This window comes from Rhizobium sp. 01T444 (assembly GCF_056398305.1).
On sequence record NZ_JBFTPD010000045.1, the window covers coordinates 1 to 10,991 of the forward strand.

Here is a 10,991-nt window from a genome sequence, read left to right on the forward strand (position 1 = left end):
CTTCCGCCCTTCCGCCATACGCACCTTGAGCACGTCAAGCTCGGGCTCGTCCCGGTAGGCTGCACCATAGATGCCGCGGATAACCTTGGGCGTGGCAAAATGATCGCCAAAAACGTCGCGCATCGCATCCGAGATTTCGCCAACGGTGGCACGCGCCCGCGCTGCTTCGACGGCGGCTGCAAACAGATTGCCATTGCCGCTGCGGGCAATCTCCAGAAGTGCTGTTAGCGCCTCCTTGACCTTCACGCTATCACGACGGCGCTTGGTCTCCTCGATGCGGCGGATTTGCGCGGCACGCACCGCGCTGTTGTCGATTTCGAGAATGTCGATCGGCTGTTCGGCCTCCAGCCGGTATTTGTTGACGCCGACAATGACCTCATCGCCCTTGTCGACGGCGGCCTGACGGCGGGCGGCGGCTTCCTCGATCAGCCGTTTCGGCAAGCCTTCATTGACGGCCTTCGTCATGCCGCCGAGCGCCTCGACCTCTTCGATCAGCGCCCAGGCCTTGTCAGCCAGTTCCTTCGTCAGGCTCTCGACATAATAGGAGCCGGCGAGCGGGTCGACGACGTTGGTAACGCCGGTCTCGTGCTGCAGAATGAGCTGCGTGTTGCGGGCAATGCGAGCGGAAAACTCCGTCGGCAGCGCGATCGCCTCATCGAAGGAATTGGTGTGCAGCGACTGCGTACCGCCGAGCACGGCCGACATGGCTTCGAAGGCGGTGCGGATGATGTTGTTATAAGGATCCTGCTCCTGCAGCGAGACCCCCGATGTCTGGCAGTGGGTGCGCAGCATCAGCGAAGACGCTTTCTTCGGCTGGAACTCCTCCATGATGCGGGTCCAGAGCAGGCGGGCGGCGCGAAGCTTGGCCGCCTCCATGAAAAAGTTCATGCCGATCGCGAAGAAGAAGGAGAGCCGGCCGGCGAAATCATCAACATTCAGCCCCTTGGCGATCGCCGCACGCACATATTCGCGCCCGTCGGCGAGGGTGAAGGCAAGCTCCTGCACCAACGTCGCGCCGGCCTCCTGCATGTGATAGCCGGAGATCGAGATGGAATTGAATTTCGGCATCTCCTTCGCCGTATATTCGATGATATCGGCGACGATGCGCATCGAGGGTTCCGGTGGGTAGATATAGGTGTTGCGGACCATGAACTCCTTGAGAATGTCGTTCTGAATGGTCCCGGAAAGCTCCGCCTTCGAAACACCCTGCTCCTCGCCGGCGACGATGAAATTCGCCAGAATCGGGATGACCGCGCCATTCATCGTCATGGAAACGGACATATCCTGCAGCGGAATGCCGTCGAACAGAATCTTCATGTCCTCGACGCTGTCGATCGCAACACCCGCCTTGCCGACATCGCCGACGACGCGGGGATGATCGCTGTCATAGCCGCGATGGGTGGCGAGATCGAAGGCAACGGAGAGGCCCTTCTGACCGGCGGCGAGATTGCGGCGATAGAAGGCGTTGGATTCCTCGGCGGTCGAAAAGCCGGCATATTGCCGGATCGTCCAGGGCCGGCCGGCATACATGGTGGCGCGCGGGCCGCGGGTGAAAGGCGCAAAGCCCGGCAGGCTGTCCGCATCCGTACCGTTAAGATCAGCGGCCGTATAGAGCGGTTTGACGTCGATGCCTTCGGGCGTGTGCCAGGTCAGCGTATCCGGTGCTGCGCGCAGCTCCTTTTCCGCCAGCGCCTCCCAGTCCGACAGCGTCTTCTTCGTCATATCATCCTCCGCATCGTCTGCGCGCCACGCTACCACTTTGCGGTGACGCGGCGCGATACAGCCTTAGGATAATTTCATCGGCAAGGCGATGATAGACGTTCAGCGATGCGCGGCCCAGGGCACAAACAACCGTTCGATCAACCGCGCCAGGATCTCCAGCAGGAAGGCAATCGCGGCAATGACGATGATCCCGCCGATGACGATATCGGTCACGAGGAACTGCGCCGCAGACTGGATCATAAAGCCGAGGCCTTGGCTTGCCGCAACGAGCTCGGCCGCGACCAGCGTCGACCAGCCGGCGCCGAGCGCAATGCGCGTCCCCGTCAGGATCGACGGAATGGCGCCTGGAAGAATGACATGCAGCAGCACCTGCAGCCGGCTCGCCCCGAAGGAGCGGGCAGCGTTGACGAAATCGCCCGGCGCGGATTTGACGCCTGACGCCGTCGACAGGATGACCGGTGGCAGCATCGCGAGCGAGATGACGGTGACCTTCGACGCCTCGCCGATGCCGACCCAGATGATGATCAGCGGTAGATAGGCCAGCGGCGGCAGGGGCCGCAGGAATTCGACGATCGGATCAAGGATGCCCTTGCCGATACGGCTCGTGGCGATCGCTAGGCCTGCCGGCACACCGATGATGAGCGAGACGGCGAGCGCTGCAAAGATGCGCAGCAGGCTTGCGAGCGTATGTTCGGCAAGCGTGGAATCGACGAAGCCGTTGACCGCGACATTGGCAAGCGATTTCGCTACGACGAGCGGCGACGGGAGGAAGACCGGCGAGACGGCACCATAGGCCGAAGCAAGGCTCCAGCCGGCAATAATGACCGCTATTGTTACAAGCGAGATCGGCAGCGTGCCGCGGCGTTTCGGCCGCGCCTCTACCGGTCGATCCGACACTGCTGTCGTAAGTGCTTCCGCCTCGACGCTCATGCGGCAATCTCCTCTTCATCCGCGTGGATGAGTGCGGTCAGTTCGTCATGCAGATGTTTGAACGCAGTAAGCGCCTTGATCTCCTTGACGCTTCTGCCTTCGAGCAACGCCTTGCCAAACTCGGTCTTGATGTCGGCGACGATACGGCCGGGATTGGGCGCCAGCACGATGATGCGTGTTGCAAGCAACAGAGCCTCGTCAATGCTGTGGGTGATCAGCAGGGCACCCGTTTTGCTTTCTGCCCAGACATCCAGCAGGAATTTCTGCATGCGGCTGCGTGTCAGCGCGTCGAGCGCACCGAGTGGTTCATCAAGCAACAGGAAGCGAGGGCCGGAGGCGAGCGCGCGAGCGATGCCGACGCGTTGGCGCATGCCGCCTGAGAGTTCCCAGATATTCTTGTGACCCGCGCCATCGAGCCCGACTTTCACCAGCAGTTCCTCCGCGCGGCGCTGTCTCTCGCCTTTCGGGATGCCCTGAAGCTTCAGCGGAAAGGCCACATTGCCGGCTGCGGTCAGCCAGGGATAGAGCGCGTCGTCCTGAAACACCACGGCCCGGTCTACGCCTGGCCCGTCGATCTCTTTGCCGTCGACCAGCACGCGCCCCTCGCTCGGCTCAGTGAAACCTGCAGCAATATTGAGAAGACTGGTCTTGCCGGAACCGGAACGGCCAATGACAACCACGAATTCGTCCGAAGTGATATGCAGGTTGACGCCATCGAGCACACGTCTCTTCCGACGACTGCCTGCCTCGGCATAATCGAGCGACAGGGACTGTAGTGAAAGTATGCTCATATGGGCATCACCTGTTTGAGAAAAAACCGGCGCAGCCGAAGCCACGCCGGGACCCTTGGGAGGATCAAAGACCTGCCTTGGCTGCTTCCTTGACCCAGCGGTCGGAAACATAGGGGCTGTAGTCCCTCAGAACGCCGGGGATCTTGCCCTGCTCCAGAAGGAAGGCCGAGGTTTCAGCGACGGCCTTCGTCGTACCGCCACCGAGGAGATCGGCGCTCGCCTGTTCCTTCAGGCTCGGGAAAATGTAGCCCTTGAGAAGAGCCGGCACTTCATCGGTCTTGGCACCGGTAAGCTTGGCAATCTTTTCGGCCTCCGGTGATTTCGCATTCCAGCTATCCGGATTGGCGAGGTAGGAGGCATAAGCCGCACCCGTGACCTTCACGAAGCCCGTGACCACTTCAGGATGGGCCTCGGCAAATTTCTTGCTGACGATCCAGGCGTCAAAGGTCGGGCCGCCCCACTTGGCAACATCGGCCGAAGTGGCGAGCACGCTGCCGCTCTTCTTCAGCTGCGCCAGCACCGGGTCCCAGACATAGGCGCCGTCGATATCACCGCGCTCCCAGGCAGCAGCGATTTCCGGCGGACGCAGGTTGAGGATCTGCACCGACTTCGGATCGACCTTCCAATGCTTCAGCGCCGTCAGCAGGCTGTATTGCGCKGTCGARACGAAGGGSGTGGCGATCTTCTTRCCCTTCAAATCTTCTGGCTTGGTGATGTTCTTGACGGCGAGCGCTTCGGCGTCGCTTATGAGACCGACGACATAGATCGTCTCGATCGGCAGTTCGCGACTGGCAGCAGCGGCAAGCGGCGATGAGCCGACATAACCGATATCGATGGAACCGGAAGCGATGGCGGTGATGACATCGGCGCCGCTATCGAATTTCTGCCAGTTGATCTTGGCCTTGGTCTCCTTTTCATAGGTACCGTCGGCCTGCGGCACGCGTGACGGCTCGACGATCGGCTGGTAGCCGATATTCAGCGTGACGTCGGCAGCGTGGGCCGCATAGGTGGTCAAGGTGAGGACAGCGGCAGCGGCCGTACCCAGAAGGTTGCGTCGGTTGATTTTCATATCCCTCTCCCGCAATGTTCGAAATCATTCCACCCCGGAATGTGGTTAGATCATTGTAAAATTCATAGATTTTATAGAGATAGAAAATTCCCGAAATCGGGCATGCGAGATAATTTGCTTCTAAATAACGAGAGAGATCCGGTGGTTTCCCGATCTGCCCGATAATTCCACCAAGTGACCGACTAACATCTCAGGACAGTATTGATGAAGAAAATGCAGATCTACGCCTTCGACATGAACTGCGTCGGACACATAAATCACGGCATGTGGACGCATCCGCAGGATCGTTCGGTCAACTATACCGATCTTGATTATTGGGCAGATTTTGCGCGCACGGCCGAACGCGGCAAGCTGGACGGCATATTTCTCGCCGATATTGTTGGCGTCTACGATATCTATAAGGACAGCCCGGGCCCGGTCATCGAGACGGGCGCGCAAATCCCGGTCAACGATCCGCTAATGCCGATTTCGGCAATGGCCTACGTCACGAAGCACCTCGGCTTCGGCGTCACCGTCAATACGACCTATGAGCCGCCCTTCCTGCTGGCGCGGCGCATGTCGACCCTCGATCACCTGACCAAGGGACGCATCGGCTGGAACATCGTGACAGGCTATCTCGATAGCGCTGCCCGCAGCATGGGTTTCGACAAGCTGCCGGAGCATGATGCGCGCTACGACGCCGCCGAGGAATATCTCGAAATCCTCTACAAGCTCTGGGAAGGCAGCTGGGATGACGGTGCGGTGCTGCGCGATAGGGCACGCGGCGTCTTTGCGGATGCCGCTAAAGTGCGGGCCGTCAGCCATCAGGGCCAGTATTATAAGATGGAGGGCATCCATCTCTCGGAGCCCTCGCCGCAGCGCACGCCCCTGCTCTTCCAGGCCGGCGCATCCGCACGCGGACAGGATTTCGCCGCCCGCCATGCCGAATGCGTCTTCATCGCCGGACCGACGCCGCAATCGGCGCGGCCGACCGTCGATGCGCTTCGCGCCAAGACGCTTGCCAATGGCCGCGGCGCGGATGCGATCAAGATCCTGAGCCTGATTACCGTCGTTGTCGGCAAGACCGAAGCCCAAGCGCAGGAGAAGCTCGAGGACTATCGCCGGCACGCAAGCATCGAAGCGTCGCTTGCGCATTATTCGGCCTCCGTCGGCGTCGATTTTTCGAAATACGGGCTCGATGACGTGATCGACCAGAACTCGACCAACGCCAATCAGTCGGCACTAGCGGCAATCACCAAGCAGGCGGCAAAGCCGGTGACGAAGCGGCAGATCATAGACCAGATGGTGCTCGGCAGCCGCATGAAGCCGATTGTCGGATCGCCGGAACAGATTGCCGATACCCTGCAGCGCTGGATCGAGGAAGGCGGCATCGACGGCTTCAATCTCGCACGCACTGTGGCACCCGAGAGCCTTCATGATTTCGTCGATCTCGTCGTGCCTGTGCTGCAGGAGCGCGGCCTGTTCAAGGCCGACTATGTGGAAGGGCCGCTGCGCCAGAAGCTGTTCGGCGGCAATGGCCGGCTGCCGGCCAGCCACCCCGCCGCACAGTTCAGGCGATAATTTCTAGCGATGATCCATGCGGGCGACCAGCCGGTCGCCCAGCCACTGGATGCCGCAGACGAGAACGATGAGCACGACCACGACCGCAATCATCACATTGGTCTCGAAGCGCTGGTAGCCATAACGAATGGCGAGGTCACCGAGACCGCCGGCACCGATGGCGCCGGCCATCGCCGAAGCACCGATCAGCGTCACCAGCGTGACGGTAAAGCCGGCGACGATTCCGGGCAGGGCTTCGGGCACCAGAACCTCGCGGATGATCGTCCAGCGATTGCCGCCCATGGCACGCACCGCATCGATCAGGCCACGATCGACCTCGCGCAACGAGACTTCTGCGATACGGGCATAGTATGGCGTCGCGGCAATGGCGAGTGGAACGATGGCCGCCCAGGTGCCGATCGCGGTGCCGACGATAAGGCGGGTCAGCGGGATGAGCGCCACCAGCAGGATGATGAAGGGCACGGAACGGAAGCCGTTGATGACGGCGCCGAGAATGCGGTTGATCCAGAGATTTTCGGCAATGCCGCCGCGGTTCGTCAGGACCAGCGCCAGGCCGAGCGGCAGGCCGGCAACCAGCGAAATCAGGCCGGATGCAGCTGTCATCAGCACCGTCTCCCAGAGGGAGCGCAGCAGCAGATTAATCATGATCGGTGACATAACCAAGCACCTCCACCCGAGCCGACCGGGCCTTCAGAAATTGTTCGACCGTTCCGGCAAGCGCGGGATCGCGCGCAGGAACGGCAATGAAGAACCGCGCCACGGGCTGGTTCTGGATGTGATCGATACCACCGTGCACGAGGCGGAAGGAATGCGGCAGCGCTGCAGAGAGATCGGCAAAAAGCGCGCCTTGCGCTTCCGGTCCAGCAAGATCGACACTGAGGATAGCTTCCGTGCCGCCGGTTTGCGACAGGCGTGCAGCAATGTGTTCCGGAAGCTGCGGGCGAATGCCGCTGAGCAGGCTTTTTGTGATCGCCGCCTGCGGATCGCCGAAGATCGACCAGACCTGGCCTTCCTCCACGATGCGCCCTGCATCGATGACGGCGACGCGATCGGCAATGCCGCGCACCACTTCCATCTCATGGGTAATCAGAAGAATGGTAAGACCAAGCTTACGGTTGATGTCCTTCAACAGCGCAAGGATCGAACGCGTCGTTTCCGGATCGAGGGCCGAGGTCGCTTCGTCGGACAGCAACAGGGCCGGCCGGGCGGCCAGTGCGCGGGCGATGCCGACACGCTGCTTCTGGCCACCTGAGAGCGACGACGGATAAGCCCTAGCCTTATCGGAAAGACCGACGAGGTCCAGAAGCTCCTGCGCCCGCTTCAGCCGTTCGGCCTTGGCGACACCCTCGATCTTCAGCGGCAGGGCGACATTCTCCTCGACCGTCTTGGCCGACAGCAGATTGAAATGCTGAAAGATCATGCCAATGCGGCGGCGCAAGGGCTGCAGCTCCTGCTCGGCAAGGCCTGCAATATTGCGGCCCTCGATGACGATCTCGCCACTATCGGCCCTTTCGAGACCGTTGAGGCAGCGGATCAGCGTCGATTTTCCGGCGCCGCTGCGGCCGATGATGCCGAGGATTTCGCCCTTCTTCACGCTGAGTGAAACGCCGTCGAGCGCTGCCGTCACACCGAACTTGCGCCTGACATCCTTCAGGCGCACGACCTCTTCGGCATCGACTGGCCGCGTCTCGATCCCTAAGGCGGAGACAATTGAATTCATGCTCGTTCCTTCACAAACGCTGAAGGCGGCCCTGGCAAAAAGGCCAGGGCCGCCTCAGTTGCTGACGCCCTTTTAAGGGCGGCGAAATCAATAGGCGCTGAGGCCCGTACCCTTATAGACCTTATCGAATTCGGCCCTCACCGTCTCGTTCTGATAGGAGGAGACGAGCGTCTTTACCCAATCGGCATCCTTGTTCTCTTCCTTGACGGCGATGAAGTTGCGATAGGGATTGTCGGCGATCGGCTCCTGCGCGATGCGCTCCTTCGGGGACAGACCGCTCTTCAGCGCCCAGTCGGTATTGACGACGCCGGCATCGAGGTCATCAATAGAACGGCCGACGATACCGGCGTCGAGTTCGCGGATCTCGATGTTCTTCGGGTTTTCCGAGACGTCGACGATCGTTGCCAGAATGCCGGTGCCGTCCTTGAGCTTGATCAGGCCCTCATTCTGCAGAACGCGAAGCGCACGGCCTTCGTTGGACGGATCGTTCGGGACACCGATTACGGCGCCCGCTGGCAGTTCGGCAACGGACTTGTGCTTCTTGCTATAGAGACCGATCGGCCAGACGCCCGTGTAGCCGACGGATACGATATGGTAGCCGTGCTGCTTGACCTGATTGTCCAGATAGGGCTGGTGCTGGAAGGCGTTCGCGTCGATTTCGCCGCGCTCCAGAGCCTCGTTCGGCTGGGTATAGTCGTTGAAGGTGATCGTTTCGATCTTGAGGCCCTTCTTGGCGGCTTCGCTGGTGACGGCGCGCCAGACATCCTCGTCCTCGCCGCTCATGATACCGACCTTGATCGACTTGTCTTCGGCAAAGGAAGGAGTCGGCGCAGCAAAGGCGATGAGTGCGGCCGCAGAGGCGGCAACAGTAAGAGCCGCGCGGCGCGAAAGCGAAATGGCGCCGAAATTCTTGTTCTTGGTCATTTTTTATCCCGTCTGACTGAATGAGGCCGAGCCCCGAGCAGGCGGATAATTGCAAATACGGGCATGGCGAGCGAAGCACGAACGTCTGATGTCTTCTCACCACCGGAAAAACTCTTGCCGCGTCTTCGAGAGCGGCAGGATAAAATTCCATCAAATTTATCGATTAAATGCCAGCTGCTAGGCACGCTCCAAACAAAACGGCGCCCGAAGGCGCCGCTGAAATCCGTCTTTGGATATTGTTTATTCCGCTGCGATCAGCCTTGAGCTTCTGCCCGGAAAGAAGGCGGCGAGTTCGCCGATGACCTCCCCGATGCGCTTGGAAAGCTGTTCGGAGGAAACGCGATAGTCGGTGAAATCGCGGTCCGAGGCGTAGACAGCAGTCGGCAGCGTGTGGGCCATGAAGAAGCCGAAGAGCGGGCGCAGTTGATGCTCGACCATCAGCGCATGGCGGTCGCCGCCGCCGGTCGCAGTGATGACGATCGGCTTGGCACGCAGCTCATGCGGGTCGATGAGATCGATCAGATGTTTGAAGAGACCCGGATAGCTGCCCTTGAAGGTCGGCGCACCGATGACGAGGACGTCGGCATTGGCGATGTCGGCGATGATTTCCCTGGCGCGATTGTCGAGATCGTCGCGGCGCAACGCCTGGCCGAGCGAGGGGCCGACATCCGTCAGGTCGTAAATCGTATTGTCGAAGCCATATTTTTCGGCGGCGAGGCCGGCGATATTCTCGACCAGCGCAAAAGTCTTCGAGGGACGATTGAAGCTGCCGGCAAGACCGACCAGTTTGGGTGCAGACATATCATTTCCTTCCACTATCGCGCCGTCGATGGCTGCATCATACGACGGATATTATCCATCAAAATAGTAGATTAAAGAAATGACGATCCGTCTTCGCCGAGGGCCGAGGAAAAAATGTTCGTTCGAACGCAACGCCGCGCCGTGCGCTTGCCCTGACGCAAAAGAGGCACCGAAACGCTTTCGGTGCCTCTTTCTGAGTGCGAAACCTAAACCGCTCGATACTTCGGGATGCGCGGCAGGAAGATAGTGAACAGGCCGAGCAGCGGCAGGTAGGAGCAGATGCGATATACGAAGGCGATACCGTGCGAGTCGGCAAAACCGCCGAGCAAGGCAGCACCGAGAYCGCCCGCACCGAAGGCGAAGCCGAAGAAAACGCCGGCGATTAGGCCAACACGACCGGGCACCAGTTCCTGCGCGAAGACGACGATGGCCGAAAAGGCAGAGGCGAAGATCAGGCCGATAACGACGCTGAGCACGCCCGTCCAGAAGAGGTTCGCATAGGGCAGCAGCAGCGCGAAGGGGATCACCCCGAGGATCGAGAACCAGATGACGAAGCGGGCGCCGAAACGATCACCGATCGGACCGCCGAGAAAGGTGCCGGTGGCAACGGAACCCAAGAACAGGAAGAGCATGAGCTGCGCCTGCTGCACATCGAGCTGGAAACGGTCGATGACGTAGAAGGTGAAGTAGCTCGAGACGCTTGCCATGTAGACATTCTTCGTCGCCGTCAGCAACACGAGGATGAGTAGCGCCCAGACGACCTTGCTCTGAGGCAGCGGCAGCGTGCGGCTCGGGGCCGCCTTGCTGGCGTGCTGGCGGCGGTGACTCATGTACCAGTTCCCGACCCAGCTCAGGACCACCATGCCGACCATGGCGATGCCGGAAAGCCAGGACACGCTGTGCTGACCGTTCGGCAGAACGATGAAGGCGGCCAGCAGCGGACCGATTGCCTGGCCGGCATTGCCGCCCACCTGGAAGAAGGACTGCGCAAAGCCGTGGCGACCGCCGGAAGCAAGACGCGCGACGCGCGAAGATTCCGGATGGAAGACGGCCGAGCCGAAGCCGATCAGGCTCGCGGCAACGAGCAGCAGTTCGAAGCTGCCGGCATTGCCGAGGAGGATCAGGCCGCAGAAGGTGCTCGCCATGCCGACAGGCAGCGAATAGGGCATCGGCCAACGGTCGGTGACGATGCCGACAAGCGGCTGGAGCAGCGAGGCCGTGACCTGGAAGGTCATGGTCAGGAGACCGATCTGCACGAAATCGAGGTTATAATTGGCCTTGAAGAGCGGATAGAGCGAGGCAAGCAGCGACTGCATGATGTCGTTGAGCATGTGGCAGAAGCTGACTGCCACCAGGATAGACATTGCGGTCTTTTCAAAGCGGGGGGCGCTCTCGGCAACGGATGCCATGGGTCTTCCTCCTGCGCGGCCGGAATCATGCCGGTCCGTCGTCGGTTTTCGTGCGTGCTGTTCTT

At 60.6% G+C, this 10,991-nt stretch carries 10 protein-coding genes; 1 reads left to right on the forward strand and 9 read right to left on the reverse strand.

Going from position 1 to position 10,991, the window contains the following annotated elements; genetic code table 11:
• The 4 genes from scpA to tauA all read right to left on the reverse strand — a co-directional run.
• Positions 1-1,722: methylmalonyl-CoA mutase (scpA, locus tag AC1DTN_RS34410; RefSeq protein WP_477924571.1), on the reverse strand; the 1,722-nt coding region annotated here is incomplete at its 3' end.
• Between the two features lie 99 nt (positions 1,723-1,821).
• Positions 1,822-2,652 carry an ABC transporter permease subunit gene (locus AC1DTN_RS34415; RefSeq protein ID WP_439018190.1) on the reverse strand — a complete coding sequence of 277 codons (831 nt, stop codon included), beginning with the start codon at positions 2,650-2,652 and terminating at the stop codon, positions 1,822-1,824.
• Positions 2,649-3,443, reverse strand: a complete 795-nt coding sequence (locus AC1DTN_RS34420) for a taurine ABC transporter ATP-binding protein (protein ID WP_439018191.1) — start codon at positions 3,441-3,443, stop codon at positions 2,649-2,651. The genes AC1DTN_RS34415 and AC1DTN_RS34420 overlap by 4 nt, the downstream gene beginning before the upstream one ends.
• 64 nt (positions 3,444-3,507) lie before the next feature.
• A complete protein-coding gene (gene tauA / locus AC1DTN_RS34425) occupies positions 3,508-4,512 on the reverse strand; it encodes a taurine ABC transporter substrate-binding protein (RefSeq protein WP_477924574.1) in 1,005 nt (334 codons plus the stop codon).
• Positions 4,513-4,716: 204 nt separating this feature from the next.
• Here tauA and AC1DTN_RS34430 point away from each other — a divergent pair, with 204 nt between their 5' ends.
• Entirely contained in the window at positions 4,717-6,072 is a 1,356-nt protein-coding gene (locus AC1DTN_RS34430) for an LLM class flavin-dependent oxidoreductase (RefSeq protein WP_477924576.1), read from the forward strand.
• Positions 6,073-6,075: 3 nt separating this feature from the next.
• Here the strand turns inward: AC1DTN_RS34430 and AC1DTN_RS34435 are convergent, their stop codons facing one another.
• The 5 genes from AC1DTN_RS34435 to AC1DTN_RS34455 form a co-directional block, all read right to left on the reverse strand.
• Positions 6,076-6,729: a methionine ABC transporter permease gene (locus tag AC1DTN_RS34435; protein ID WP_037098446.1), complete on the reverse strand. Its 654-nt coding sequence runs from the start codon at positions 6,727-6,729 to the stop codon at positions 6,076-6,078.
• Complete coding sequence (locus tag AC1DTN_RS34440) at positions 6,710-7,792, reverse strand: methionine ABC transporter ATP-binding protein (RefSeq protein ID WP_439018195.1); 1,083 nt, start codon at positions 7,790-7,792, stop codon at positions 6,710-6,712. Before AC1DTN_RS34440 ends, AC1DTN_RS34435 begins: the two co-directional genes overlap by 20 nt.
• A gap of 87 nt (positions 7,793-7,879) precedes the next feature.
• Positions 7,880-8,716, reverse strand: a complete 837-nt coding sequence (locus tag AC1DTN_RS34445) for a MetQ/NlpA family lipoprotein (RefSeq protein ID WP_477924579.1) — start codon at positions 8,714-8,716, stop codon at positions 7,880-7,882.
• Positions 8,717-8,956: 240 nt separating this feature from the next.
• Positions 8,957-9,517 carry an FMN reductase gene (gene msuE, locus AC1DTN_RS34450; RefSeq protein ID WP_113319616.1) on the reverse strand — a complete coding sequence of 187 codons (561 nt, stop codon included), beginning with the start codon at positions 9,515-9,517 and terminating at the stop codon, positions 8,957-8,959.
• 206 nt (positions 9,518-9,723) lie between these two features.
• The gene (locus tag AC1DTN_RS34455) at positions 9,724-10,926 is read right to left on the reverse strand and encodes an MFS transporter (RefSeq protein ID WP_477924581.1); all 1,203 of its coding nucleotides are present in this window, start codon (positions 10,924-10,926) and stop codon (positions 9,724-9,726) included.
• Between the last annotated feature and the right edge of the window lie 65 nt (positions 10,927-10,991).

Bases quoted from the DNA above. Each gene is read 5' to 3' on its own strand.
- AC1DTN_RS34430 (WP_477924576.1), top strand. From the start codon at position 4,717: ATGAAGAAAATGCAGATCTACGCCTTCGACATGAACTGCGTCGGACAC.
- AC1DTN_RS34420 (WP_439018191.1), bottom strand. From the start codon at position 3,443: ATGAGCATACTTTCACTACAGTCCCTGTCGCTCGATTATGCCGAGGCA.
- AC1DTN_RS34445 (WP_477924579.1), bottom strand. From the start codon at position 8,716: ATGACCAAGAACAAGAATTTCGGCGCCATTTCGCTTTCGCGCCGCGCG.
- AC1DTN_RS34415 (WP_439018190.1), bottom strand. From the start codon at position 2,652: ATGAGCGTCGAGGCGGAAGCACTTACGACAGCAGTGTCGGATCGACCG.
- AC1DTN_RS34440 (WP_439018195.1), bottom strand. From the start codon at position 7,792: ATGAATTCAATTGTCTCCGCCTTAGGGATCGAGACGCGGCCAGTCGAT.
- msuE (WP_113319616.1), bottom strand. From the start codon at position 9,517: ATGTCTGCACCCAAACTGGTCGGTCTTGCCGGCAGCTTCAATCGTCCC.
- AC1DTN_RS34435 (WP_037098446.1), bottom strand. From the start codon at position 6,729: ATGTCACCGATCATGATTAATCTGCTGCTGCGCTCCCTCTGGGAGACG.